25 protein-coding genes are annotated in these 25,732 nt (G+C 72.4%); 9 read left to right on the top strand and 16 right to left on the bottom strand.

Going from position 1 to position 25,732, the window contains the following annotated elements; all coding sequences use genetic code 11:
* Window positions 1-125: 125 nt before the first annotated feature.
* Complete coding sequence (locus NNW99_RS02285; protein ID WP_215116904.1) at window positions 126-803, top strand: hypothetical protein; 678 nt, start codon at window positions 126-128, stop codon at window positions 801-803.
* 160 nt (window positions 804-963) lie between these two features.
* Window positions 964-1,578: a sigma-70 family RNA polymerase sigma factor gene (locus NNW99_RS02280; protein WP_215116903.1), complete on the top strand. Its 615-nt coding sequence runs from the start codon at window positions 964-966 to the stop codon at window positions 1,576-1,578.
* 60 nt (window positions 1,579-1,638) lie between these two features.
* On the opposite strand, the gene NNW99_RS02275 is transcribed toward NNW99_RS02280, so the two are convergent.
* The 4 genes from NNW99_RS02275 to NNW99_RS02260 all read right to left on the bottom strand — a co-directional run bounded on the left by NNW99_RS02275 (window position 1,639) and on the right by NNW99_RS02260 (window position 7,581).
* Window positions 1,639-2,847 carry a type III PLP-dependent enzyme gene (locus NNW99_RS02275; RefSeq protein ID WP_215116902.1) on the bottom strand — a complete coding sequence of 403 codons (1,209 nt, stop codon included), beginning with the start codon at window positions 2,845-2,847 and terminating at the stop codon, window positions 1,639-1,641.
* Window positions 2,844-4,589, bottom strand: coding sequence for an IucA/IucC family siderophore biosynthesis protein (locus tag NNW99_RS02270; protein WP_215116901.1), 1,746 nt, complete (start codon window positions 4,587-4,589; stop codon window positions 2,844-2,846). Before NNW99_RS02270 ends, NNW99_RS02275 begins: the two co-directional genes overlap by 4 nt.
* Before the next feature lie 92 nt (window positions 4,590-4,681).
* Entirely contained in the window at window positions 4,682-6,412 is a 1,731-nt protein-coding gene (locus tag NNW99_RS02265) for an IucA/IucC family protein (RefSeq protein WP_215116900.1), read from the bottom strand.
* Complete coding sequence (locus NNW99_RS02260) at window positions 6,409-7,581, bottom strand: acetyl-CoA carboxylase biotin carboxylase subunit family protein (RefSeq protein ID WP_215116899.1); 1,173 nt, start codon at window positions 7,579-7,581, stop codon at window positions 6,409-6,411. Before NNW99_RS02260 ends, NNW99_RS02265 begins: the two co-directional genes overlap by 4 nt.
* A 170-nt stretch (window positions 7,582-7,751) precedes the next feature.
* Here NNW99_RS02260 and NNW99_RS02255 point away from each other — a divergent pair, with 170 nt between their 5' ends.
* Window positions 7,752-8,591, top strand: coding sequence for a (2Fe-2S)-binding protein (locus tag NNW99_RS02255; protein ID WP_215116898.1), 840 nt, complete (start codon window positions 7,752-7,754; stop codon window positions 8,589-8,591).
* Window positions 8,592-8,598: 7 nt separating this feature from the next.
* Here the strand turns inward: NNW99_RS02255 and NNW99_RS02250 are convergent, their stop codons facing one another.
* From NNW99_RS02250 to NNW99_RS02230, 5 genes are all read right to left on the bottom strand, one after another.
* Window positions 8,599-9,408, bottom strand: coding sequence for an alpha/beta fold hydrolase (locus NNW99_RS02250; RefSeq protein ID WP_215116897.1), 810 nt, complete (start codon window positions 9,406-9,408; stop codon window positions 8,599-8,601).
* A gap of 31 nt (window positions 9,409-9,439) precedes the next feature.
* Complete coding sequence (locus NNW99_RS02245) at window positions 9,440-10,822, bottom strand: FAD-binding oxidoreductase (protein WP_215116896.1); 1,383 nt, start codon at window positions 10,820-10,822, stop codon at window positions 9,440-9,442.
* A gap of 143 nt (window positions 10,823-10,965) precedes the next feature.
* Window positions 10,966-11,847: a metal ABC transporter permease gene (locus tag NNW99_RS02240; protein WP_215116895.1), complete on the bottom strand. Its 882-nt coding sequence runs from the start codon at window positions 11,845-11,847 to the stop codon at window positions 10,966-10,968.
* A complete protein-coding gene (locus NNW99_RS02235) occupies window positions 11,844-12,692 on the bottom strand; it encodes a metal ABC transporter ATP-binding protein (RefSeq protein ID WP_215116894.1) in 849 nt (282 codons plus the stop codon). The genes NNW99_RS02240 and NNW99_RS02235 overlap by 4 nt, the downstream gene beginning before the upstream one ends.
* Window positions 12,689-13,609, bottom strand: coding sequence for a metal ABC transporter solute-binding protein, Zn/Mn family (locus NNW99_RS02230; RefSeq protein ID WP_215116893.1), 921 nt, complete (start codon window positions 13,607-13,609; stop codon window positions 12,689-12,691). The genes NNW99_RS02235 and NNW99_RS02230 overlap by 4 nt, the downstream gene beginning before the upstream one ends.
* Before the next feature lie 187 nt (window positions 13,610-13,796).
* Between NNW99_RS02230 and NNW99_RS02225 the strand changes: the two genes are divergently transcribed.
* The 4 genes from NNW99_RS02225 (at window position 13,797) to NNW99_RS02210 (ending at window position 16,744) form a co-directional block, all read left to right on the top strand.
* Complete coding sequence (locus NNW99_RS02225; RefSeq protein ID WP_215116892.1) at window positions 13,797-14,477, top strand: transcriptional regulator; 681 nt, start codon at window positions 13,797-13,799, stop codon at window positions 14,475-14,477.
* Window positions 14,474-15,451, top strand: a complete 978-nt coding sequence (locus NNW99_RS02220; RefSeq protein WP_215116891.1) for a pyridoxal-phosphate dependent enzyme — start codon at window positions 14,474-14,476, stop codon at window positions 15,449-15,451. The genes NNW99_RS02225 and NNW99_RS02220 overlap by 4 nt, the downstream gene beginning before the upstream one ends.
* A gap of 139 nt (window positions 15,452-15,590) precedes the next feature.
* On the top strand, window positions 15,591-15,947 hold the full coding sequence (locus tag NNW99_RS02215) for a cupin domain-containing protein (RefSeq protein ID WP_215116890.1): 357 nt from the start codon (window positions 15,591-15,593) through the stop codon (window positions 15,945-15,947).
* 92 nt (window positions 15,948-16,039) lie between these two features.
* Window positions 16,040-16,744 carry an SDR family oxidoreductase gene (locus NNW99_RS02210; RefSeq protein ID WP_215116889.1) on the top strand — a complete coding sequence of 235 codons (705 nt, stop codon included), beginning with the start codon at window positions 16,040-16,042 and terminating at the stop codon, window positions 16,742-16,744.
* Window positions 16,745-16,759: 15 nt separating this feature from the next.
* Here NNW99_RS02210 and NNW99_RS02205 read toward each other — a convergent pair whose 3' ends face one another.
* Window positions 16,760-18,124, bottom strand: a complete 1,365-nt coding sequence (locus NNW99_RS02205) for a VWA domain-containing protein (protein ID WP_215116888.1) — start codon at window positions 18,122-18,124, stop codon at window positions 16,760-16,762.
* Window positions 18,121-18,978: a MoxR family ATPase gene (locus tag NNW99_RS02200; RefSeq protein ID WP_215116887.1), complete on the bottom strand. Its 858-nt coding sequence runs from the start codon at window positions 18,976-18,978 to the stop codon at window positions 18,121-18,123. Before NNW99_RS02200 ends, NNW99_RS02205 begins: the two co-directional genes overlap by 4 nt.
* Window positions 18,979-19,119: 141 nt before the next feature.
* On the opposite strand from NNW99_RS02200, the gene NNW99_RS02195 reads away from it, so the two are divergent.
* Entirely contained in the window at window positions 19,120-19,692 is a 573-nt protein-coding gene (locus NNW99_RS02195; protein WP_215116886.1) for a TetR/AcrR family transcriptional regulator, read from the top strand.
* 45 nt (window positions 19,693-19,737) lie between these two features.
* Here the strand turns inward: NNW99_RS02195 and NNW99_RS02190 are convergent, their stop codons facing one another.
* A complete protein-coding gene (locus NNW99_RS02190) occupies window positions 19,738-21,045 on the bottom strand; it encodes an FtsX-like permease family protein (RefSeq protein WP_215116885.1) in 1,308 nt (435 codons plus the stop codon).
* Between the two features lie 3 nt (window positions 21,046-21,048).
* Window positions 21,049-21,834, bottom strand: a complete 786-nt coding sequence (locus NNW99_RS02185) for an ABC transporter ATP-binding protein (protein WP_215116884.1) — start codon at window positions 21,832-21,834, stop codon at window positions 21,049-21,051.
* A 162-nt stretch (window positions 21,835-21,996) separates the two neighbouring features.
* Between NNW99_RS02185 and NNW99_RS02180 the strand changes: the two genes are divergently transcribed.
* A complete protein-coding gene (locus tag NNW99_RS02180; RefSeq protein WP_215116883.1) occupies window positions 21,997-22,791 on the top strand; it encodes an SDR family NAD(P)-dependent oxidoreductase in 795 nt (264 codons plus the stop codon).
* 43 nt (window positions 22,792-22,834) lie between these two features.
* On the opposite strand, the gene NNW99_RS02175 is transcribed toward NNW99_RS02180, so the two are convergent.
* From NNW99_RS02175 to NNW99_RS02165, 3 genes are read right to left on the bottom strand one after another with little or no spacing between them, the layout of a single operon-like run.
* Entirely contained in the window at window positions 22,835-23,482 is a 648-nt protein-coding gene (locus tag NNW99_RS02175; RefSeq protein WP_215116882.1) for a lactate utilization protein C, read from the bottom strand.
* Window positions 23,479-24,957 (bottom strand): LutB/LldF family L-lactate oxidation iron-sulfur protein, encoded by a 1,479-nt coding sequence (locus NNW99_RS02170; RefSeq protein WP_215116881.1) that lies wholly within the window; start codon window positions 24,955-24,957, stop codon window positions 23,479-23,481. Before NNW99_RS02170 ends, NNW99_RS02175 begins: the two co-directional genes overlap by 4 nt.
* Window positions 24,954-25,709 (bottom strand): (Fe-S)-binding protein, encoded by a 756-nt coding sequence (locus NNW99_RS02165; RefSeq protein WP_215116880.1) that lies wholly within the window; start codon window positions 25,707-25,709, stop codon window positions 24,954-24,956. The genes NNW99_RS02170 and NNW99_RS02165 overlap by 4 nt, the downstream gene beginning before the upstream one ends.
* Window positions 25,710-25,732: the final 23 nt, after the last annotated feature.

Genomic DNA, 25,732 nt, shown 5'->3' with positions numbered 1-25,732 from the left:
GCCCGACCGGAGGCATCGATTCCTGGACAGTGGCCTGGATCACACCTCACGGATTGAGTACGAAGGCCGGGCGATTTTCGTACCCATGGGCGACGGGGCGGGGCCGGATGCGAAGATGAGGCGCCATGACAGCAGGGTGGTGTGCTCGCACGACACGGGCCGCGGTGTTCGCGGCCGTCTGTGTCGTGCTCGCCGCCCTGGGACACGTCATGATGTCCGGCGACCACGTCCCCCTGTCGACCCTGGTGGCCGGCTGGGCCGTGACCGGTGTGGCGGGCTGGTGCCTGGCGGGCCGCGAGCGCGGACTCCGGCTGGTCGTCGCCGTCGCCGTGGTCGTCCAGACCGGACTGCACTCGGCGTTCTCACTCGTGCCGGCACCGGCCGCCGGGGCGACGGGTGGCACGGACTCCATGGACATGTCCTCCATGGGCCACGGCATGGGATCCATGGCCGGCCATGGCATGGGAGCCATGGGTCATGAAATGGGCTCCATGTCCCACCACATGGGGCATACGGGACACGCCCCGGGCGGTGACTCGTCCCTCGGCATGCTCGCCGCCCACCTGCTCGCCGCGCTGCTCTGCGGCCTGTGGCTGGGCCACGGCGAACGGGCCGTCTTCCGTCTGCTGCGCGCCGTGGGCAGCCGGCTGGCCGCGCCGCTGCGGCTGCTGTTCGCCCTGCCCACGCCGCCGCCCCCGCCCGTACGTGTCCGGCGCTGGTCCTCCGACCGCGCACCGCGCCTGCTCCTTCTCGTCCACGCGATCACCTCTCGAGGACCGCCCGCGGGGGCCGCTGCCGCCTGACGGCAGCCGGCACTCCCGGGGCGGCACTCCGCGCGCCCCGGTCTCGGCCCTGCGTCCGTACGTCACTCCGTATGTCACGTCGTGCGGGCGCGGCCGTATCCCCGCTCACCGGGCCCCACGCGTGTCGCGCGTGCTCCCGGAATTCCGAGAAGGACACCAGGTGATCACTCCTGCCCTGCCCCTTTCATCCGAGCGCAGCCCGTCGGCCGACGAGTCGATAACCGCCTGGGCGCTGGCCGCCCGCGGTGGCGACTCCGCGGCCGTCGACCACTTCGTGCGCGCCCTGCACCGTGACGTCATCCGCTACGTCGCCCATCTGTGCGCCGATCCGCAGGCCGTGGACGATCTCGCGCAGGACACGTTCCTGCGGGCGCTCGGCAGTCTGCACCGCTTCGAGGGCCGCTCCTCGGCGCGCGTCTGGCTGCTGGCCATCGCCCGGCGTGCGGTCGCGGACAGCCTCCGGTACACCGCCGTGCGTCCCCGCCCGGCCGATCTGACGGACTGGGAGCTGGCGGTCGAGCTCGCCCAGCCGCGCGGCCTGCCCGGCTTCGACGACGGCGTGGCCCTGCTCGAGCTGCTGGACGGACTGCCGGAGGAGCGCCGTGAGGCGTTCGTCCTCACACAGCTCCTCGGTCTGCCGTACGCGGAGGCCGCCGCGCTGAGCGACTGCCCGGTCGGCACGGTCCGCTCCCGGGTGGCCCGTGCCCGGGCGACGCTCATGGCCCTGCTCGCCGAGGCGGAGGAAACGCCGGCGCCCGCCCTGGCCGCGGCCTGACGCGTCCCGGCGTCGGTGCCCGCCGGCCGGTCCGGCGGGCACCGAGGGCTCATGGGTGGCTCAGGAAGCCTGGGCGCTGTCGTCCAGGAAGTGGAACCCGGGCCTCGGATGCATCAGGAAGTCGTGGTGCGAGATGTTCCAGGCGTAGGCGCCCGCCAGGGCGAACAGCACCCGGTCCCCGGCCCTGAGGTCCGGCACCGGTACCCGGCGGGCCAGCACGTCCTTCGGTGTGCAGAGCTGCCCCGCGAGCGTGACCGGCCCGTTCGTCGCCGCCGGTCGTGGCCAGGGGTGCGGCCAGGTGTCCACGGGCAGGACGGAGCAGGGCTGGTCGTGTCCCTTCGTCGCCGGGGTCCGCAGATGGTGTGTGCCGCCCCGGACCACGGCGAACTCCTCGCCGTGGCTGTGCTTCACGTCCAGCACCTCGGTGGCGTACCAGCCGCAGTACGCGGTGAGCGCCCGGCCCGGCTCGATCCGCAGGGTCAGCCCCGGATGCGCCTCGGTGAGCCGGGCCAGCCCGTCGCCGTACGCGGCCCAGTCGAAGCGGCGCTCCGGGTCGGAGTAGTCGACGCTCATGCCGCCCCCGACGTTCACCTCGGCGACCGGCACACCGAGCCCCGTGGCCCAGCCGACCACGCTCCCCGCGACCGCCACCAGCTCGGCCGCCTCCGGGCCGCTCGCCAGGTGGGCGTGCACACCGCGCAGTTCCAGCTGCGGGTAGGTGCCGTCGGCGAGCGCCCGGATCACCGGTTCGGCCCGGGCGGGATCCATGCCGAAGGGCGTCGGCCGCCCGCCCATCGCCAGTGAGCTGCCGGCGAGCGAGCCGTCGGGCACGGGCAGGTTGACGCGTGGCAGCACCGCGACACGCCGCCGGGGCGCGACGCGGCGCGCCAGTTCGGCCAGTACGCGCAGCTCGTGTTCGCTCTCGACGTGGAAGCGGTCGACGCCCAGCTCCAGCGCGGCCGTCACCTCGTCCGGCGTCTTGCCGGGCCCGCCGAAGGCCAGTGGCCGGCCCGGCACCGCCTTGGCGACATGGGCGAGTTCACCGCCCGACGCGACCTCGTATCCGTCGACGAAGGGCTCCAGCGCGGCCAGGACCTCCGGCTCCGGGTTGGCCTTGGCCGCGTAGTACAGCTCGACCCGGTCGGGCAGCGCGGCCCGGATCCCGGCGGCGTGTGCGCGCAGATCGGTCAAGTCGTAGAGATAGGACGGTAGTTCAGTGGACGGCAGCGACAGGGCGCGGTCGCTCACGGCGGGGGTCGGGCGGATCATCGGGAGCTCCTCTTCGCCTCGTGCAGCACCTCAGCGCCGAGCGGCGACGGCAGCCGGACGTATCCGGCCTCGCGGTCCGCCTTGCGCTCCCAGCGGGTGAGCAGATTGGTCTTGGCGGGCAGCGGCACTCCGGCGAGCAGGGCGGCAAGCCGGGGCGGGCAGCCGTGCCGGTCGGCGTAGGCGCGCAGTGTGTCCCGCACACGTGCCCACAGCGCCGCCTCCGTCTCCGGATGCAGGTCGGCGAGGGCCGCGAGCATCTCGGCCACGTGGTTGACCAGCAGGCAGTACACGACCCGGTCCCAGCCGCGCCGCGCGTCGTACGTCATCGGCCCGGCCACCTCGGGCGGCAGCGCGGCCAGCGTCTCCGTGTGCTGCTCGGGCAGCAGCTTGGTGCCCTCCAGGTCCCGGAAGAGGACCTGGGCGGGCCGCCCGGCGCCGTCGACGCAGAGCAGCACGTTCTGCAGATGCGGCTCCAGGACCAGGCCGTGGTCGAAGTAGGCGGCGAGGACGGGCGGCAGGAGGAGGTCCAGGTAGGCCGACCACCAGTCGAGCGCCGCAGCCCCGTCCGCTCCGGCGAGGAGACGGGACACCTGGGCGGCACCCGTCGGGTACTCGTCGGCGACGGCGGCCGCGAGCAGGGGAGTGGTACCGGGGGCGAGCCGGCGGGACAGGCCCTCGCGGACGATGACGCCGAAGCCCTCCAGCAGATCGCGGTCGGGTGTGCCGTCGGGGCCGGGCAGGGCGAGACTGCGGTACGCGGGCTCGCGGAGCACGGCACTGCCGGGGAAACGCCCGGCGAGGTCGGCCAGGGCCGGGGCCAGCGCCCGGGTGAGGGCGACCGCCCCGGTCAGCTCGTAACTGCTGTTCTTGCGAAGACAGTTGGTGATCCGCACGTTCAGGCTGAACTTCAGGAACGTCTCCCCGTCGTACAGCGTGCGCACGGACGCGGTGGCTGCGAAGGGCCGGCCGCCCGGTCCCAGGTCGAGCACGTCACCGCGGTCCAGGGCGGCCCGCAGCAGCGGGTGCTCGCGGAGCGTCTCGTACTGCCAGGGGTGGGCGGGCAGCAGCCGGTAGCCGGCCGGGACGTCCGGTCGCTGCCGGTCCAGGGCGGCGTCGGCCCATGGTTCGGCGCTCTCCCGCGCGATCAGGTGTTCCCGTACGGCGAGGTGCCGCAGCGGGAAGGAGGCGCCCGTCTCGGGTGCGTACGCGGCCCAGGAACGCGGGTCGCCGGTGCGGGCCTTGGGTGTGGGGTGGAAGCGGTGCCCGAAGAGCAGGGACTGCTCGGAGGCGAGGTAGGCGGACAGCGGCTCGTCCGGAGGCTCCGGGACCTCCGGCAGGGCCGGCCGGGCGGTGAGCGCGCCCTCGACGGCCGCGTGGCTGGAGGCCACCTGCGCCAGGAACTCCTCGTTGCGCACACCGGTGCGCAGCGACAGTTCGTCACGGGTGTACTCGGCCAGCCGCCGCCAGTCCACGTCCGCCCGGCCGCCGTCCCGCTCCTCGCGCACCGGGCCGGTGAACCGGTGCGCGCCGAGCAGCGAGGTACGGCGCAGGGCCACACTCAGCAGGACCCCGCGGCGGGGCAGTCGCAGCAGCAGACGGTGGTCGGCGACGACGGTCTGCCGCTCGGGCCCGGACACCTCGCGCAGCAGACAGTTCAGCAGGGTGTGGGCCACCACGTCGTCGGCGGTGGGCAGGGAGACCGACGCTGTGGTGCGGCCGGGCGATTCGGTCAGCGAGGGCATGGCAGGCTCCAGCGATTGCGCGAATGCGGGGGGAGAGGGGTGGGGACGAGTACGGGCGGCGACGACGGAACCGGCGGTCCGGTCCCGGGCTCTCATGGCGTACTCCGGGACGGCAGCAGGTAGTTGGGGCCGGTGGTGTAGTGCTTGTTGATGTCGGCGGCGCCCGACCGCTCCTTGCTGAGCAGTGTCCCGGCCGTCACCATCGCCTTCACCGGCAGCTCCGGGGCGTCGAGGACCCGGGCGCGCAGCACGTCCCCCGCCTCGCCGCCGAGCCGCTCCACGGCCTCGGTCAGCCGTTCGCGCACCAGCCGCAGCAGTACGGGCAGCGGGGCGCGGCCGTGCCGGGCCAGCCCGAACGCGTATGCGCCCGCGCACAGATGGACGGTGATGGTGGCGAAGAGGTCGGCCACCGGCCCGTCCTGCGTACCGAGGACCCGCGGGTCGTCGAAGTCCCACCGGCCGGGGAGCCGGGCGCGCAGCCGCTCCGCGTTGACGCGTGGCCCGTCGTTGTCCTTGAACAGCAGCCGGAGGCCGCCCGGCCGCAGCGCCAACGAGATGTTCTGCTGGTGCGACTCCAGCGCGACGCCGTAGCCGAACAGCGTGGTCTGCCAGTCGAACAGCAGCGTCAGACAGGCGTCGAGCAGGGCGAGCGGGTCGCCGTCGTAGAAGCGGTCGGCGAGATGATCGACGACCAGCTGTCCGTCCGGCGCCTCGGCGAGGAGCGCCGCCATCGGCACGACGACGGAGTCCTTAAGACCGGCCGGGTGGCGGCGGCACAGCACGGCCAGCAGTTCGTGCCCCGCGTGGGCGTACGTCGTCTCGTCGGCGTGCAGGACGGTGTCCCGGAACCGGGGCTCGCGCGCGATCACCTCTTGGATCAGCCGCTGGCCCACGGCCCCGTCGACGAGTGTGCCGGGCTTGACGGACCGCCTGTTGCGCAGCCCCAACGACGAGGTGGTGAGGGGCAGTTTGAGGTGCAGGGCCGGGTCCGCCACCGTCGCCACGGTCCGCATGGACAGGGTCGGTACGACGTCGAGGCAGGCCCGTTCGGCCAGTACCGCCCGTCCGCGCAGGCCGGTGGCGCGCAGGGCCGCGTCGAGGGGAGGGCCGACGGTCAGCGGGTGCACCGGCAGGGCGAGGTGTGTGCGCTCCAGCTCGGCCAGACCGAGCCGCGCGGGCGTGGGCCACAGCTCCGGCGGCGTGCCGGTCAGCAGGACCGCGTCCCGGGGCACGGCGAGCCAGCGCAGCGGGAATCGCGGATGGAACTCGGGCGCGTACGAACGTAGTTGCTCCTCGTCCAGCCCCGCCCGGCCGCGCGCCGTCGGATACACGGGGTGGTCCAGCCGGGCGGCGAGCGTGTCGAACGCGGGCCCGCGGAAGAGGCCGGTCCAGCGTGCCGGTGCGTCCCCGTGACGGTCGGTCAGCCGCCCGGCGACGGCGTCGCGGGTGTCGGCGTGCAGCCGTAACGTGGCCAGGGTCTGACGGCACTCCTCGGCGAAGGCGTCGAAACCGGCCCGGTCCTCGGGCTCGGCGAGCGCGCGCAGCGCGTCCAGCACCTCCGCGTACGACGTCAGCTCGGCGCCGTCCGAGGCGCGCCGGAGCAGTGGCAGCCGGGCGGCGTACCGGCACTGGAAGCCGTCCTCGGCGACCGGCAGCAGCAGGGCGTCACGACCGGCGGCGAGCCGCAGCCAGGGTCCGTCCGGCCGGTGGACGAGGGTGCTCCGGGTGCGCAGCCCGGCGACGTCCTCGCGCAGCAGGGCGCTCAGCACCCGGGTGAGCAGGTCGGTCGCGCAGATGTCCGGCGCGGGTGGAGTGACGGTCACGCCCGGATCTCCCAGCGGAGAGTGGCCAGGAAGGCGGCGGCCACGCGGTCCACGGTGTCCTGGTCGGTGCCGGTGGCCCGCAGGACGCCGAGGTAGTCGCGGTTGGTGCGGTACAGCTCGTGCCGCTCGCCGGCCGCCCGCAGCGGACGGTACGTCAGGGACACTCCGTCGACGGTGAGCTCGGTGGCGTTCGGGGCGTCGGTCAGGGTCCCGGCCCGGTCGGCGCACGGGTACTGAAGGAGGGCGGCGCGGTCGCGGCGGACCTCCGGATCGGCCGGGAGCGGTTCGCCCAGGTGGGTGCGGAGGATGTGCTCGAACAGCGGAATGCCGAGGAGCTGTTCCAGCAGCAGATCGCACTGGTCGCCGATGGCCCGGTAGTTGACCTCGACGATCCGTGCCCGCCCCTCGTGCACCACGAACTCGGTGTGACAGGCGCCGAACCCGACACCGAGCGCGTCGAGTTGGGCGAGCACCTGCGCGACGACCGGCTCGGGGTGGGCGGGGACGAACGTGAGGCGTTCCTCGACGAAGTGGGGGAGCGGCGACAGCTCGGTGCGGAAGCCGCCCAGGACATGCCGGACCCGGCCGTCGCCCAGGGTCTCCAGCGTGCACAGTTCGCCGGGGAGGTACTCCTCGACGACCAGGGTGGTGCCCGGCCGGCGCTCCAGGATCTCCTTGGCGCGCATCGTCAGCTCCTCGGGTCCGTCCACGAGCACGACGTCCTCGCTGGCCACGCCCTCCCGGGGCTTGAGGACACAGGGGTAGGGCGCGTCGAGCGGGGCCGGTGCGGTGAGTTCGGCCGACCAGACGGTGTCCGCTCCGGTGGCGGCCAGCCTGCGGCGCGTCTCCGCCTTGTCCTTGCAGCGCAGGGTGGCCCGCCAGTCCTTGCCGGGCAGGCCGAAGTAGGCGGCGGCCAGGGCGGCCTGGGTCTGGAGGTGGTCGCTGTTGGTGAAGACGGCACCCGGGCCGCCGTGGGCCGAGATCCGCGACACGACGGCCCGGAAGTCCCGCACGTCACACTCCAGGACCTCGACGTCCGGGCGGGTTCTGCGGTGGGCGTCGGGCTGATCGGTGAGGACGGTGACGTCCAGGCCCAGCCGGTCTGCGGCGGGCAGGAAGCCCTCGGTGACGGAGTCGGTCGGATTGAGGGCGAGCAGGTACAGGCGCATGGCGGTCTTCCATTGGTGGGTGGGGGCGGCGGCGGGCAGCCCGCGCGAGACCCCCGTGACGTGGACGGCCCTTGATCGGCCGGGCGTTCACGAGCACGTCCGACGATCTTGTACCTTAGGTTAGCCTTACCTATCCAATCGCGGGTTGCAACTGCCCGTAGGAGTGATCGATGCGCACTGTCCTGGAGTCACCGCCGACCCTCGCCTCCGTCCTCGGCACCGCCTACCGGCGGCTGACCGGCCTCTGCGAGGCGTTGAGCGTCGAGGTCGCGGACCCCCGGACGGCCTACGACCAACAGGCGATCACCGCCGCCGAACTGACGTCTGATCAGTCGGCCCTCGACGCCTTCCTGGACGCCGAGGCCACGCGCATCCACACCCGCTACGCCCACACTCCCCGCTCCCACGTCACCGCCTCGCGCGCCCTGCACGACTACGCCTGGTCGATCGCCCTGCTGATGAGCGGCGTCTGGTACCTGGAGCGCCGAGTGCCGCGCATCCGGCCCCAGTCGGTGCGCCTGGACCTGGCGGCCGGGGCGTACACCATCACGCCCGAGGCGCGTGTCGCCTGTCTGCCCGGCGACCCCGTCGCCGCGCTGCCCGGCGCGGTGACCGTCGCGGGCGAGGAGGCCCTGCGGGCCGAGCTGCGTGCCGCGGTCGCCGACCACATGCGCCCGCTGCTGACCGCCCTCGGCCCCGCCGTGCGCCGCGGGCCGCGTGCCCTGTGGGGCATGGTCGGCGACGACCTCGTCTCCGGGATCTGGTACCTCGGCCGGACCCTCGGCCGCGAGGAGGACGCCGTACGCGCGGCGACCGCCCTGCTTCCCGAACCCGTCAGCCCCTACCCCTCGGGAGCGGACTTCCGCCTGCTGACCGGCACCGACGGCCGCCGTCACACGACCCGCACCCGCGCGGGCTGCTGCCTCTACTACGCCATCCGGCCCGACGAGGCCTGCGGCACCTGCCCCCGCACCTGCGACACGGAACGGCTGCGCAGGCTCGAGGAGTGAGGAGCCGTCAGTCCTCCGCCTCCACCTTGCGCCAGAACGCCTCGACCCGGGCGTTGAACACCTCCGGCACCTCCTGGAACGGCTGATGGGCCTCTCCGGGCATCACCTCGAACTCGGCGTCCGGGATGCGCTCCGCGACCTCCCGGCCGAGGCGCGGCGGCGTGGCGAGGTCGAGTTCACCGGAGAGGACGAGGGTAGGCGCGGTGATGCCGCCGAGGCGGTCGGACGTGTCATGGCGGCTGAATGCCGCGAGCTGACGCTGGAAGGCCTCGGCGGACTGCGGGTGCTCGAACGCCAGCGTCTCGTCGATGAGGCGGTCGACCAGGCCGTCGGCGTGGGCGCGAGGTGTGTAGATCCACAGGTAGAACGCCTCGAGCATGGCCCGCTCGGTCGGAGCCCGCTCCACCATCCACTCCCAGAAGCGCGTCATCGCGCGGAAGTAGGAGTCCGGGCGGGCCGTCGTGCTCATCAGGACCAGGCTGCGGACGAGGCCCGGATGCCTCAGCGCCAGCTCCTGGGCGATGAAACTGCCGCCCGAGAAACCGGTCACGTGGGCGGCCGGTATCTGCAGCGTGCGCAGCAGGGAGGCGGCGTCGTCGGCCATCCGGGGCATGGTGAGCGGCCCCTCGGGCAGCGGCGTACGCCCGGCGCCCCGGTTGTCGAAGGCGGTGAGCCGATAGCGGTCCGCGAGCCCGTCGAGCTGCGACTGCCACGCCTCGGCGGGGTCCCCGAGCCCCGAGATGAGCAGGACGTCGGGCCCCTGGCCCCGTCGCTCGACCCAGAGCTCCACACCGCCGGCGTCGATCATCTGTCCCATGGCCGCCTCCCGGAGCGGGGCACCGTGGCCGTCACGCCCGCGCCGGCGCGATGTTCTGGTTGGCGTGGAACAGGTTGTCCGGGTCGTAGGTCCGCTTGACCCGGGCGAGCCTGTCGTAGTGGTCGCGGTACGTCGCCCGGACCCGCTCCTGGCCCTCGCCCGCACCCATGAAGTTCACGTACGAGCCGCCCATGGAGTACGGGTGCAGCTCCTCCTGGTAGTCGACGCACCACTGCCTGATGGCATCGGCGTTGACCGGATCGGGGTCGACACCGGCGAAGACGCCCGACCAGACCGCGTCCCGGTAGCTCCACGCCGTCTCGTCCGGGCCCATCCGGTGGGCCGCCCCGTCGACCGGGTAGAGGTGCATCAGCGAGAGCTGGGTGGGGTTGCTCTCGCCGTACTTGAGGTGGACGTCGAGGGCGGCGTCCGGGATGTGGTCGAAGAAGTCGCCGCGCCAGTACCACTGGTAGCCGGTCGGGATCAGCTCGTCGAACATGCTCTGCAGGGCGACGTACGGCATCGGAGTCGTGAAGTGGAAGGCCGGAGGCCCGGCCTCGTGCACCACCGACAGCGTCTCGTCGAGCCGGTCGAGGTCGCCGGTGTGGCACCACACGATGCCGCACACCTTCCGCCCGTGCAGCTCCTCGGGGAAGGGCGGGCCGGGCGGGACGACGAAGACGTTGAAGAAGCCGTACACGTCCTCGGGCGCCTGCGGGAGGAACGCGCGGTACCACGCCAGCGCCTCAGGGATGTGATCCACCGGCCAGACGGTCACCCCGACGCCGACCGTGTCCACCGGGTGCAGCCGGTAGGTGAGCGAGGTCGCGATGCCGAAGTTGCCGCCGCCGCCCCGCAGGGCCCAGAACAGGTCCGGGTGCTCGTCCGCGTTCGCGGTGACGTAGCTGCCGTCGGCCAGGACGACATCGGCGGCGATCAGATTGTCCGCGGTCAGGCCGTACTTGCGGGTGAGATAGCCGTGTCCGCCGCCCAGGGTCAGGCCCCCGACCCCGGTCATGGAGATGATGCCGGTCGGCGTGGCCAGGCCGAAGGCGTGCGTGGCGTGGTCCAGGTCGCCGAGCTGGGCGCCGCCGCCGGCCTGCGCGGTCCGTGCCGACGGGTCGACCCGCACCCCGCGCATCGGCGACAGGTCGATGGTGACGCCGTCGTCCACCAGACACAGGCCCGGGCCGCTGTGCCCGCCGCCGCGCACGGCGAGCTCCAGACCGTGATCGCGGACATAGGCGACCGCGGCCATCACATCCGCGGCGTCCGCGCACCGCACGATGGCGGCGGGACGCTTGTCGATCATCGCGTTGTAGATCTTGCGGGCCTGGTCGTACTCCGCGTCCCGTGGGCCGATGACCGGTCCCCGCAGCGAGGTCCGCATGTCTTCCAGGGTGGCGCTGTTCATGACGATCTCCTCGGGACGCGTGCCCGTGCTGATATCACCAGCCTCCCGCCGACCGCGCGGCGATGCATGTCCGCAGGGCCCGCACCCCCTGGGGTGAGCGCCCGCCGGACCTCAGCGGTCGGAGAAGGGCGACCCCCACCGCGTCACACGACCCGCACCACCGCCCTCCTCGCACCCCACCGCCGGGCCCGGTGTCCGCCGGCCAGTCGGCACACCGCGTAGATGCCGAACGAGATCGTCGTGACGTAGGGGCTGATGGGGATGCTGCTGCCGAGCGCGAGCAGGATGCCGCCCTCGATCGACACCACGGCGAACAGCACGCTCAGCACGGGCAGCAGCACCGCGGACGCGGTGACGCGGGCGGCGGCAGCGGCCGGGGTGACGACCAGGCTGAGCACCAGCAGCGCGCCGACGACCTGCACCGACAGGGCGACCGCCAGGCCGAGCACCAGCATGAACGCGAACGACAGCGCCCGCACCGGCACCCCGCGCGCCTCGGCCACATCCGGGTCGGTGCTGGCGAAGGCGAGCGGACGCCACATGACCGCCAGCGCGGCCAGCACCAGCACGGACGTGCCCAGCAGCCATGACATCTGCGGGGTGTCCACGGCGACGATCTGCCCGGTGAGCAGCCCGAACTTGTTGGCCGCCCGGCCCTTGTAGAGGGCGAGGAACAGCACGCCCAGGCCCAGCCCGAACGGCATGATGATGCCGATCACCGAATTGCGGTCCCTCGCCCGCGTCCCCAGCACCCCGATGGCCCCGGCCGCGAGGAGCGAGCCGGCGATCGAGCCCGCCACGATGTTCACGCCCAGCAGCAGCGCCGCCGACGCGCCCGCGAAGGACAGTTCGCTGATGCCGTGCACCGCGAACGGCAGGTCACGCATCAGCACGAACACCCCCGCGAGGCCGCCCACGAGGCCCAGCGCCACGCCCACGACAAGGGAATTGCGGACCAGGGCGAGGAGTTCGCCGTAGTCGGTGAAGTCGAAGATCTGATGCCAGATCCCCGCGGCGAGCGTCATGCGCGCACTCCGTCCGTCTCGTGCGTCCCCTCGTGACGGTGTGCCTGGGCTGCCGGATCGTCGGGCGCGCCCGCGACCACCACCCGGCCGCGCACCCGTACGACGTCGACCTGTGTGCCGTAGAGCCGGGACAGCGACTCGGAGGTCAGCACCTCGTCCGGGGAGCCGACGCGATGGCCGCCGGGGGCCAGGTAGAGCACCCGGTCGACCATCCCCAGCACCGGGTTGATCTCGTGCGTCACGAAGACCACCGCCGTGCCGTGGGAGCGGCGCCGGGCGTCGATCAGTTCGGTGACGGCCCGCTGATGGTTCAGGTCGAGCGACAGCAGCGGCTCGTCGCACAGCAGAAGCCGCGGGTCGGTGGCCAGAGCCTGCCCGATGCGCACGCGTTGCCGTTCGCCGCCGGACAGCATCCCGAGCGGGACATCGGCGTAGGCCGCCGCCCCGACCGACTCGAGGATCTCGTCCACCCGGCGACGGACCCCGCCCGTGCGCGGCCGTGGCCCGAAGCGGTGCCCGTCGATGCCGAACCGTACGAGGTCCCGGGCGCGCAGCATCGCCTGGGCGGACAGCGCGGCCTGCTGGGGGACGTAGCCGATCTCCCGGGCGGCGTCGCGCGCGGGCCGGCCGAGGACGGTCAGCGTCCCCGCGGACAGCGGCCGACGGCCCAGCAGCGCCCGTACGAAACTGGTCTTGCCCGCGCCGTTCGGCCCCAGCACGGCCAGGAATTCCCCGGCCCGTACGTCGAGATCGAGGCCGCTCCACACCTCGCGGGCGCCGTACGACAGGGCCGCGCCGCGCAGACTGATGACAGGAACGCCGTCCTGCCGGTATATCGGGGTCACTTGGCCAGCGCGCCCGCGAGCGCGTCGACGTTGGCGGTCATCCAGCCGAGGTAGCCCTTGCCCTTCGGCAGGGTCTCGGTCACGGGCACGACGGGGATGCCGGCCGCCTCGGCCGCCGCCTCGGTCTTCTCGGTCTGCGGGCCGGAGGTCTGCTCGTTGCAGACGAGGACCTCGACCTTCCTGCCGCTGAACAGTGCCAGGTTCTCCCGGAGGATCCGTGGGGAGACGTCGTCGCCCTCCTCGATCGCCTCGCTGAACTCGGCGGGCGTCCGGTCGACCAGGCCGCTCGCCTCGGTCATGTACAGCGGCACGGGCTCGGTGATCGCCACGCCCCCACCGCCGTGCTCCTTCTTGATCCGGGCCTCCTTCGCCTCCAGGGGCGTGAGCCCGGCCTTGAAGGCGGCGGCGTGCTTCTCGAAGACGGCCGCGTCGGACGGGTCGGCCTTGGTGAGAGCCGAGGCTATGCGGTCGGCGACCTCGGCGACGGTGGGGAAGTCGTACCAGACGTGCTCGTTCAGCTCGCCGCCCTTCGGCGCGGTCTTGCCGGAGACCTTCACCGCGTTGATCACCTGGGCGGTGTCGTTGTGTCCGCCCTTCAGCATGCGGTCCACGAAGTCGTCGTAGCCGCCGCCGTTCTCGACGACGACCTCGGCCTTCGACAGGGCGAGCTGGTTCTGGGGGTCGGCCTCGTAGGAGTGCGGGTCCTGGTCGGGGTCGCTGATGATCGAGGTGACGTCGACTCTGTCGCCGCCGACGCGCTGTGCGATGTCGCCGTAGACGTCCGTGGAGGCGACCACCGAGACGCGGTCCGTCGTGCTCTTGCCGCCGGCGGAGTCCGACGAGCTGCCGCAGCCCGCGAGAAGGGCCAGTGACGCGCTGGTCAGCAGCGCCAGGCGGCGGGACGTGGACAGGGGCATGGCTCCTCCAGGACGGATGTGCACCGGGGTACTGGGCAGCGCCACGCTAGATGGGAATGAATGTCAAAAGCGGGTTCCGGTCGAAGTCATGTGAAAACCATTGCCAAGTGTTGAAGTAGCCAGTCGGACCGTTCTGGACTGAATATCTGGACTAGAAATCCAATGACTGGACGCGTAGTCTAAATCCATGGGAGAGACTCTGGCCGCGGAACGGGATGCGATCCTCGCCGCGCTGACACCGGTCGTCGAAGGAATCGCCGCGACCTTCGGGCCGCTCTGCGACGTCGTGCTGCACGACTACCGCACCCCGGAGAAGTCCGTGGTCGCCGTCGCCGGGTCGGTGACCGGGCGGACGGTGGGCGGCGCGATGAGCGAGATCGGCATACGCGTCCTCGCCCGCGGCGACGAGGCGGCCGACGAGCTGAACTACGTCACCCGCACCCGGGGCGGGACGCTGGTGAAGTCCTCAACGATGGTGCTGCGGGACTCCACGGGAGCCGTCTTCGGCGCGCTCTGCGTCAACGTGGACGTCGGTGCCGTCAGTCAGGTCCACGGTCTGCTCGGCGCGCTCGCCGGAGTCCGGCCCGAGCCGGCGGAGCTGCCGACCACCACCTTCGGCAACGACATCGACGCCGTGGTCGACGCCCTCGTCGACGTCCATCAGTCGAAGCAGCGGGGGAGCTGGGCGGAACTGGACCGCGCCGAGCGCCTGGAGCTGTTCGGCGGGCTGGACACGCGCGGTGTCTTCGCCGTGCGCGGCGCGGTCGAGCAGGTCGCCGCCCGGCTCGGCATCTCCCGCGCCTCCGCCTACAACTACCTCTCCCAGGCCCGGGCCGCCCACGACACTCCCACCGGAGGACCCGCGTGACGACCACCACCCCACCGGTCAGCCTCGACGACGTCCGGGACGCCGCCGCCCGGCTCAAGGGCGTCGCCCACCGCACCCCGGTGCTGCGCTCCCGCACCCTCGACGCGCTCGCCGGTGCCGAGATCCACCTCAAGTGCGAGAACCTCCAGCGCGTCGGCGCCTTCAAGTTCCGCGGCGCCTACAACGCCGCCTCCCGCCTCACCCCCGAGCAGCTGTCCCGCGGTATCGCCGCCTACTCCTCGGGCAACCACGCCCAGGCCGTCGCCCTGGCCGCCCGGGAGCTCGGCACCACCGCAGTGATCGTCATGCCCGAGGACGCCCCGCCGTCGAAGCGGGCGGCCACCGCGGGCTACGGCGCCGAGATCGTCACCTACGACCGCTACACCGGCGACCGTGTGACCATCGCCGAGGCCCTGGCCGCCGAGCGGGGGCTCACCGTCATCCCGCCGTACGAGCACCCGCACGTGATGGCCGGCCAGGGCACGGCAGCACTCGAACTCCTCGAAGAAACAGGGGAATTGGGTGCGATAGTGACACCGGTGGGCGGCGGCGGGCTCATGGCCGGGAGCGCCACGGTGGCCAAGGGGCTGCACCCGGCCATCCGGATGATCGGCGTCGAACCGGAAGCCGGGGACGACACCAAGCGCTCACTGGAGGCCGGACGGCGCATCAGCATTCCGGTGCCGCACACCATCGCCGACGGGCAGGCCCTGCACACCCCCGGCGAACTCACCTTCTCCGTCAACCGGCGGCTCGTCGACGCGATCGCGCTGGTCACCGACGACGAGATCCGGGACGCGATGCGGTTCGCCTTCGAACGCCTGAAGATCGTCCTCGAGCCCAGCGGGGCCACCCCGCTAGCCGCCCTGCTGACCGGCCGCGCGGGCTCTCTCCCACGCCGCGTCGGCGTCATCCTCTCCGGGGGCAACATCGACGCCGGACGCTTCGCCGAACTCTGCGGACACCCGGCCTGACCGGAGTTCCCCTGTTGGCGGCCCCGGAGCGACGGGCGGACGATGGAGAGGAGGAGGCCGGCCGCCGACGCGCGGTGTCCAGGGCCGCCGGGGAGACCGGCCCCGGCCGCGGTGCGCCGTGGCCGGAAGGGAGCGCGTCATGTTGGAAGTGAAGACGCTCGACAAGCCGGATGAGCGGCGTGATTTCCCCCGTGGCCACCTCGAAGCCGTCCATATGACGGATCTCGACTTCGCCGTGGCGACCTTCGAGCCCGGCTGGCGCTGGACCGAGTCCGTGGCCCCGATCGCGGGCACCGCCACCTGCCAGGTGCACCACAACTGCTACATGCTCCAGGGCCGGATGCACATCCGCATGGACGACGGCGGCGAGGCCGAGGTCGGCCCGGGCGACGTCTTCGTCTGCTCGCCCGGACACGACGCCTGGGTGGTGGGCGACGAGCAGGCCGTGGTCTACGACTTCCAGGGACAGATGGCGAGGGAGTACGCGAAGAAGTAGCACCCTCTTGCTCTGCGGAAACCGATCGGTTTACGCTTCCCCTCGTGGGAAACCGATCGGTTTCCTGTGTGGAGAACACGAGGGAGACACCCATGACCGCCATCGAAGGTTCCGTCGCACTCGTCACCGGCGGCAGCCGCGGCATCGGCCGGGCCCTGGTCGAGGCCCTGTACGAGCGCGGTGCCGAGAAGGTGTACGCCACCGCCCGTGACCCGCGCACCGTCACCCACCCCGACGCTGTGCCGCTCGCCCTGGAGGTCACCGACCCCGCGTCCGTCGCGGCGGCGGCCGAGCAGGCGCAGGACGTCACCCTGCTGATCAACAACGCGGGCGCGTCGGTGAACGCGAACTTCCTCGACTCGCCCGTCGAGGACGTCCGCCGCGAGTTCGAAACCAACTTCTACGGGCCGCTCCTGGTGACCCGGGCCTTCGTCCCCGTCATCGAGCGCAACGGCGGCGGCCACATCCTGAACCTCCACTCCGTGCTGTCGTGGATCGGCCTCGCCGGCTCCTACAGCGCGTCCAAGGCGGCCTTCTGGTCCCAGACCAACTCGCTGCGCCTCGACCTGAAGCCGCGGGGCATCGAGGTCACCGGCCTGCACGTCGGGTACGTCGACACCGATCTGACCGCCGCCGTCGACGCCCCGAAGTCCACGGCCGAGAGTGTCGCGGCCCAGGCCCTCGACGGGATCGCCTCGGGCGCCTACGAGGTCCTGGCCGACGACCTCTCCCGGCAGGTCAAGGCCGGGCTGGCGGCCGACCCCGCCGCCCTCTACCCGCAGCTCGCCGTCGCCTGATCACGCCCCGGGTCGTCACACCGGCAGCAGTCGCGCCACCAGCGCGCTGAGCTGTCCGACATTGCGGCACTCGTGCATCTCGACCAGCTCGGCGTAGAGCGGCGCGACGGAATCGCCCGTGCCCCACAGGGAGCGCTGCTCGGGGTTCAGCCAGTAGACGCGGCGCGCCCGTTCGGCGATCCGCCGTACGGCGGGCGGATTCGGGTCGCTCCGGTTCGTCCGGGCGTCACCCAGGACGAACACCGTCGTGCGGGGACCGACCGCGTCGCCGTGGATCTCGGCGAACTCGCCCAGCGCCGTGCCGTAGTCGCTGCTGTCGTGCCATCCGGTGAGCGTGGCCTCCGCCCCGATCCGGGCACTGAGCCCCTCCGGGTCCGCGGTGCCGTGCCGCAGGAGCGCGGTCACCTCGTCGACCCGGTTGACGAAGGCGAACACCCGCACCTTGCTGAACTGGTCGTGCAACGCCTGGACCAGCAGCATCGTGAAGTCCGAGAAACCCGACACCGACCCCGACACATCGCACAGCAGCACCAGTTCGGGCCGCGCCGGGCGGCGCCTGCGCAGCACCGGCTTCATCGGCACCCCGCCCGTCGACAGCGAACCGCGCAGCGTCCGCCGCAGGTCGATCGTGCCCCGGGAGGCGCGGCGGCGCCGGGCCGCGAGCCGGGTCGCGAGCTTGCGGGCGAGCGGCTGGACCGCCCTGCGCAGCTCGGCCAGCCGGGCCTTCCCGGCGAACAGGAAATCGACCCGGTCGGCGGTCGGCGCCACCGCCCGCCGGGCGAGCTCGTCCCGGTCGCGCCGCTCGGCGACCCGCCGCCGCGCCTCCGTGGCCACCAGCGCGCGAAAGCTGTCGATCCGTCGCCGGATCTCGTCCTCCAGCAGCCGGTCCGCGAACCCCGAACTGCCGCCCTGCCCGCGCACATCGTCGCGGACCCGGGCGAGCAGGGTCTGCGGGCGCAGCCGTTCGAGCGTCTGGTACGACGACCAGCCGTCCGACTCCGGCGAGGAGCCGTAGCCCCCGAAACCGTCGACCGCCTCGACCGCCAGCCGCCCCAGCAGTGCCTGGTCGTCGGCGGCGAGCGCGGCCGCCAGCCGGTCACGCAGGTTCTCCCTGCCCGCGCTCTTCCCCTCCGGGCCGCCGACACCGCGCGGGAAGTACAGGTCGAAGACCGGGTCGAACACCAGCCGTTGCCCGGTGCCGTGCAGCAGCGTCGCCGCCAGCCCCTCGCGCAGCAGCTCCCGGTCCGTGAGGCCGAGCGCCTCGATCGCCTGCCCCGCGTCGACCGTCTCGCCCGTGCCGACCCGGATGCCGTGCGCGCGCAGCGCCCCGACCAGGGACGTCAGCCGCTCGGCGACACCCTCGCCCGCCGGGGTGGTCACAGGGCGTCCAGGTCGAGCTTGGCGCTCGCCTTGAGGACGTCCTCCTGATGCTTGAGGAGCACGCCGAGGCTGGCCCGCACGACCGTCTCGTCCAGGGTGCCGGCGCCCAGCGCGAGCAGGGTGCGCGCCCAGTCGATGGTCTCGGCGACCGACGGCACCTTGCGCAGGTCCATCGCCCGCAGCGCGCCCACCACCCGGACGACCGAGCGGGCCAGCGCCTCGTCGAGCCCCGGCACCTTCAGCCGTACGATCCGGCGCTCCAACTCCTCGTCCGGGAAGCCGATGTGGAGGAAGAGGCAGCGGCGGCGCAGCGCCTCGGACAGCTCCCGGCTCGCGTTGGAGGTGAGGACGACGAAGGGGCGGCGCGTCGCGGTGATGGTGCCCAGCTCGGGCACCGTCACCTGGAAGTCACTGAGCACCTCCAGGAGCAGGCCCTCCACCTCGACGTCCGCCTTGTCGGTCTCGTCGATCAGCAGCACCTTCGGGTCGTCGCCCCGGATGGCGGTCAGCAGCGGCCGGGTGAGCAGGAACTCCTCGCTGAAGATGTCCGTGCGCGTCTCGTCCCACGACTCGTCGCGGCCCGCGCTGATGCGCAGGAGCTGCTTGGCGTGGTTCCACTCGTACAGCGCCCGGGACTCGTCGACCCCCTCGTAGCACTGCAGGCGCACGAGCCGCGCGTCCGCGACCTCGGCGACGGCTTTGGCCAGCTCCGTCTTGCCGACCCCGGCCGGGCCCTCGACCAGCAGCGGCTTGCCGAGGCGGTCGGCGAGGAAGACGGTCGTGGCGACGGCCGGCGAGGCGAGATACCCGGTCTCGGCCAGACGTGCGGAGACGTCGTCGACGGATGTGAACAACGGGGCCTCCAGAGGGCGGGCGGCAGTGCGGAACAGGTTTCCAAGCGCTTGTTCAGCGATGATGTCACGGGGGTTCCGGGTACCGGAAGGTGGTAGACCGATCGGTTTCCCGACACCCCGTGGCGAGGTAGCCTCACCTTCATGGCCACCACAGACAAGGCGTCCACCCGGGACCGGCTGCTCGACGCGGCAGCCGAGATCTTCTACCGCGAGGGCGTCTCCGTCGGTGTGGAGGCGCTGTGCCGCGGCGCCGGGGTCTCGAAGCGGTCCATGTACCAGCTCTTCGCGAGCAAGGACGAGGTCCTGGCGGCGAGCCTGGCCCGGCTGCTCCCGGAGTACGAGGCACGGCTGGTGCCCGGCCCGCAGGAGGAGACCGGCACTCCGCGCGAGCGGATCCTGCACGTCTTCGGACAACTGGAGAAGGCCTCCGCCGAGCCCGCCTACCAGGGCTGTCCCTACCTCGCCGCACTGGTCGAACTCAAGGACCCCGAGCACCCGGCCAGCACGGTGGCCCGCGAGGCGAAGGAGTGGCTGCTTGGCTTCTTCCGCGCCCGGGCCGAGGAGGGCGGGGCGCGGGACGCGGAACTGCTCGCCCGGCAGTTGATGCTGGTCTTCGACGGGGCGGGCGCCCGGGCGGGGGCGGGGATCGAGACCCTGGACGGCCTGACCACGGCGACCGTGAGCGCGTTGCTGGACGCGTCCGGCATGCGGTGAAGGGGCGGCAGCCGCAGCAACCGCCCCTCATCGCCGCCCTGTTCCTCACGCCACCGCGACCGCCCCGACCGCCGGAGTACGCAGCGTCCGCCGGGCCGTGACCAGGCTCGTGCCCAGCGTCACCACCGCCGCGACCGCGACGACCGCCGCCCCGATGCCGAAGAACTCGCCCGGCAGCACCTCGTCGGTGCGTGCCACGGTGAAGGGCACGACCCCCGCCAGCGCCGCCAGCGTGCCGAAGACCACCCCCGTGACCATCAGGATCAGCCCCTCGACCCCCACCAGAGTGAGCACCTGCCCCGGAGTCGCCCCCGCGAGACGCTGCTGCCCGAACTCGCGGAGCCGGTAACCGGTCGCCGCATAAAGCGAGTTGACCAGCATGACGCACACGAAGACCACGATGATCCCGACGACCGTGAAGTTGAGCGTCTCGAGGTTCTTCGCGTCGACCGACTTGACCAGGCCCGAAGCCTCGACGGCGTCGCTCTCCACGGCCTGCATGGTCAGTGTCGCCGTGGCGACCGCCGTGAACAGGATCAGCGACATCAGGATCCCGGCGAGCTGCCCGGCCCGCTCGCGCAGATTGCGCACCGCCAGCCATCCGCTCGGACCGTCGAACGGCAGCCGGTCCAGCACGACCGCGAGCAGCCGCGGCGCCCGCAGCGCGCACCCGACGGACAGCAGGATCGCCCCGTACGCCGGCGGCGCCATCAGCGCGGCGTCCGTCGCCGAGAACACGAACGTCGAGGTGGCAGACGCGGCACCGGCCACCAGAGCCGCGTAGGGGAGGACCGTCCGAGCCCGGCCCCGTTGCCGGCCCTCGCCCGTCGCCCGCCGCACGGCGAGGAACGCGGCCCCCGCGGCGGCGAGCAGTGTGATGCCGACACCGGACGCCGACGCCACCGGACCGAAGGAGTACTCGACGGACTGGGCGACCTGACCGCTGTCCTGGAACACCTCCAGCAGCGCCCGCCCGCCGAGCAACGCGGGGCCGATCGCCAGCGCGGCGCCCACCAGCGCCACGGCCACCGCCTCACCGACGACCATCCGCTTGATCTGCGCCGGAGTCGCCCCCGAGCAGCGCAACAGCTCCCTCTCGGCCGCCCGCTGACGCACGTTCACCGTCAGCGTCGAGGCGATCGCGAAGAACACCAGCAGGGTGCCGTAGCCGCCGACCACACCCGCCGCGGTGGACAGGGTCTCCCGGCTCACCGGGTCCACACCCGGCTGCCCGGCCGTGTCGTGCATCGAGTTGAACGTCATGACGATCACCGCGCCGAGGAACGCGGACAGCAGGGTCGCGAGGAACCGCCCGGGCCGCTGCCGTATCGACCGCATCGCGAGAACGAACACGGCTCACACCCCCGCCCGCACGTCGTCGCCCAGGTGCGCCAGCCGCTCCGCGACCGCGTCGGCCGTCGGCGCGTCCATCCGGCCCGCGAGCCGGCCGTCCGCCAGGAACAGCACGGTGTCGGCGTACGCGGCGGCGACCGGGTCGTGCGTCACCATCACCACGGTCCGCCCGTGCACCCGCACCGCCTGCTGGAGCAGCCGCAGCACGTCCCGCGCGCTGCGGGTGTCCAGCGCGCCCGTCGGCTCGTCCGCGAAGATCACCCGCGGTTCGGTGACGAGGGCCCGGGCGATCGCGACCCGCTGGCGCTGACCGCCCGAGAGCTGATCGGGCCGGTGCCCGAGCCGGTCACCCAGTCCCACCGCCGTCAGCACCTCGCGGACCCGCTGCCGGTCCACCTTCCGCCCGGCCAGCTTGAGCGGCAGCACCGTGTTCTGGGCGACGGTCAGCGTCTCCAGCAGGTTGTACTGCTGGAACACGAACCCGATCCGGCCGCGCCGGAACCTCGTCAGCTCGGCCTCGCCGCCGCCCGTCAGCTCGGTGCCGTCGACCTGCACGATCCCGCTGTCGGGCCGGTCGAGCCCCGCCGCGCACTGCAGCAGTGTCGACTTGCCGGAACCGGAGGGCCCCATCACCGCCGTGAACGTGCCACGCCCCAGACCGAGCGTCACACCGTCCAGGGCGGTCACGGCGCTGTCGGCGCTCCCGTACGTCTTGGTGACCTTGACCAGCCGCAGTGCCTCGGCGGCGGGTCCCGGGTCCTGGTCCTGTCGTGGGCCGGTGCGCCTCATCGTCGTCCCCCTCGTCCCTCGTCCGACACGCCCTGTGTCGCGTCCTCGACGCTACGGAGAAGGGGACGTGGCCACACTGGCCGCAGAACCCGTATCGGGGGGTGTACTCAGTGACACCCCGGGGGTACCCGAGCACACCAGCACGGAAGGGGTTGACACGGCATGCGGATCGATCTGAAGGGCCGCACCGCTCTGGTGACCGGTTCCACGCAGGGCATCGGCGCCGCGATCGCCTCGGGCCTGGCCCGGGCGGGCGCCAGGGTGGGTGTCAACGGCCGCTCGCCCGGACGGGTGCGGGAGGCCGTGGACCGGATGCGGGGCGAGGTCTCCGGCGCCGACCTGGTGCCCGTGGCCGCCGACGTGACGACCGAGGAGGGTGCGCGGCAGGCGGTGGACGCCCTGGGCCAGGTGGACATCCTCGTCAACAACCTCGGCGTCTTCGAGTCCGCCGACCCCCTGGAGATCAGTGACGACGAGTGGCGGCGCTACTTCGAGGTGAATGTCCTGGCCGCCGTACGCCTCACCCGGCTCGTCCTGCCCGGCATGACCGAACGCGGCTGGGGACGCGTGCAGTACATCGCCAGCGACTCGGCGGTCGTCGTCCCCGCCGAGATGATCCACTACGGAATGTCGAAGACCGCCCTGCTCGCGGTGAGCCGGGGTTTCGCCAAGCAGGCGGCCGGGACCGGCGTCACGGTCAACTCCGTCATCGCCGGGCCGACCCACACGGGCGGCGTCGAGGACTTCGTCTACCAGCTCGTCGACCGCGATCTGCCCTGGGACGAGGCCCAGCGCGCCTTCATGCGACAGCACCGGCCGCAGTCCCTGCTCCAGCGGCTGATCGAGCCGGAGGAGATCGCCAACATGGTCGTCTATCTCGGCTCCGACCAGGCCTCGGCGACCACGGGCGGCGCCCTGCGTGTCGACGGCGGCTACGTCGACTCGATCCTGCCCTGAGCCCTGAGCCCTGAGCCCTGAGCGCTGAGCCCTGAGCCCTGAGTCAGTCCTCGCCGACGAGGATCACCTCCAGGGTGCGCGGACCGTGCACCCCCTCGACCCGGTCCAGCTCGATGTCACTGGTCGCCGACGGCCCGGAGATCCACGTCAACGGCCGTGCCGGATCGAGCCGTTCGAGGCCCTGCGGCACCGACGACACGACCTGCCCGGGGACACGGACCACGCAGATGTGATGGTCCGGGACGAGGGTGATCCGGCGCCGCCCCTGGTCGGGCGAGCCGTCCAGCACGATCGTGCCGGTCTCCGCGATCGCCACCGCACAGGCCGTCACGACGCTGTCCACCCGGTCGAGTTCGGCCGGAGTGCTCTCCACCCGGTCCGCCACCCGTGTCACCCCGGTCCGCTCCAGCCACGCCGGGTCCAGCCCGGGCGGCGCCAGCACCGAAGCCGACCCGCGCTTGTCCAGCAGCCCCGCGATCAGCGCGGCCAGCCCCTCGGCGTCCGTGCGGTGCACGATCGCCCGGTAGTCCGCCAGGTTCTCGGCCAGCAGCTCGACGGTCTGCTCGACACTCCGGTCCCCGTGCTCACGCGCATAGTCACGCTCGACCGCCTGCTCGTACGGCGAGTCGTCCCGAGGCACATCCACCAGCGCGCGCCGCACCCGGCCCAGGATCCGCTCCCTGCTGTTCACTTGGCCCCGTCCTTCCCGCCGCGTGTCCGCAGCCACCAGTCCCGGAACGGCTCGGCCGGCACCGGCGGCAGGTCCCGGGTCCCGCTCCAGGCCCGGCCGGGCCCCGGCAGCGTACGGGGATGGAAGCGCCGGGTCCGGGAGGCGGCGCGCTGGCCGGTGCGCAGCGCGCCCGGGTGTGTGAACGCCCAGCGGGCGGCCCGCATCGCCGCACGCTCGGCGGCATGCCCCTTCGCGGGCCGCAGCACCACCTTGTTGCCCTCCCGGGTGACCTCTCCGCCCTCCACGACCCGTTCCCGCAGATGCACCAGCACCTCGGGGATGTCGATGGCGACCGGGCACACCTCGTAGCACGCCCCGCACAGCGAGGACGCGTACGGCAGCGAGGCGTCGATCTCGCTGCCCGTGCCTCGCAGCTGAGGGCTGAGGATCGCGCCGATCGGGCCCGGGTACACCGAGCCGTACGCGTGGCCGCCAGCCCGCTCGTACACCGGGCAGACGTTGAGACACGCCGAGCAGCGGATACAGCGCAGCGCCTGCCGGCCGACCTCGTCGGCGAGGGTGTCGGTGCGGCCGTTGTCCAGCAGCACCAGATGGAAGGTGCTGGGCCCGTCCTGCTCGGTGGTGCCGGTCCACGTCGAGGTGTACGGGTTCATCCGCTCGGCCGTGGAGGAGCGGGGGAGGGTCTGGAGGAACACCTCCAGGTCCCGCCACGTCGGCACGATCTTCTCGATGCCGACGACCGAGATCAGCGTCTCGGGCAGGGTCAGGCACATCCGGCCGTTGCCCTCGGACTCCACGACCACCAGCGTGCCCGTCTCGGCGACCATGAAGTTGGCGCCGGAGATGCCGACCTTGGCGCGCAGGAACTTCTCCCGCAGATGCAGCCGGGCCGCCTCGGCGAGTTCGGCGGGCGTGTCGGTGAGGCCCTCGGGGGCCGGGCGGCCCCACTCGCTCATCTCGGCGCGGAAGATGTCCCGGATCTCGCCCCGGTTGCGGTGGATGGCCGGGACGAGGATGTGCGAGGGCCGGTCCTTGCCCAACTGCACGATCAGCTCGGCGAGATCGGTCTCGTAGGCGTGGATGCCCTCGGCCTCCAGCGCCTCGTTGAGCCCGATCTCCTGTGTGGCCATCGACTTGACCTTGACGACCTCCGACTCGCCGGTCATCTGCACCAGCTGGGTGACGATCTCGTTGGCCTCGTCCGCGTCGGCGGCCCAGTGGACGATGCCGCCCGCCGCCGTGACCGACTCCTCCAACTGCTCGAGATAGCGGTCGAGATGGCGCAGCGTGTGGTCCTTGATCCGCTTGCCCGCCTCGCGCAGCTCGGTCCAGTCGGACACCTCCGTCACGGCCTTCGCCCGCTTGGCGCGGATGGTGTGTGTGGCGTGCCGCAGATTGCCGCGCAGGGTCTCGTTCCCCACGGCCTCCCGCGCGGCCTCCGGAAACGCCGGCATACCGAGATACGTCCCGCTCATACGGCCGGTTCCTCCTCCGTGCTCGCCAGGATCTCCGCGATGTGCACCGGCCGCATGCCGGTCCGCAGCCGGGTCATCGTCCCGCCGATGTGCATCAGACAGGAGTTGTCGGCCGCGCACAGCACCTCCGCGCCCGTCGACTCGGCGTTGCGCACCTTGTCGGTGCCCATCGCCGCCGAGACATCGGAGTTCTTCAGCGCGAAGGTGCCGCCGAACCCGCAGCACTCGTCGGCCCCCGGCAGTTCGGCCAGCTCCAGCCCCTTCACCGCCTGGAGCAGCCGCCGCGGCCGGTCGCCGAGTCCGAGTCCGCGCAGTCCGTGACAGGTCGGGTGGTACGTCACCGTGTGCGGGTAGTACGCCCCGACGTCCGTCACGCCCAGCACGTCGACCAAGAACTCCGTGAGTTCGTACGTCTTCGGCACCACCGGCGCCAGCGTCGCAGCGAGGGTGTCCCCGCGCCCCTCGGCCCGGGCCCGCTCGCCCATCCGCGGATACAGCTCGCGCACCATGGACCCGCACGACCCGGACGGTGTCACGATCGCCTCGTACTCGCCGAATACATCGGAGAAATGCCGGGCGAGCGGCTCGGCCTCGTGACGGTATCCGGTGTTGTAGTGCGCCTGTCCGCAGCAGGTCTGCGCCATCGGGAAGTCGACGTCGACGCCCAGTCTGGTCAGCAGTTTCACCACGGCGCGCCCCGTGTCCGGATACAGCGTGTCGTTGACGCAGGTCAGGAACAGGGCGACACGCATCGCGGCTCCTCGTGGTCGATCAT

Origin of the sequence: Streptomyces sp. CRCS-T-1, assembly GCF_024442335.1 — a bacterium.
In the GTDB taxonomy this organism is placed as follows: domain Bacteria; phylum Actinomycetota; class Actinomycetes; order Streptomycetales; family Streptomycetaceae; genus Streptomyces; species Streptomyces koelreuteriae.
The sequence above is the reverse complement of the archived record's forward strand: the minus strand, read 5'-3'. Positions and strand labels throughout refer to the sequence as shown.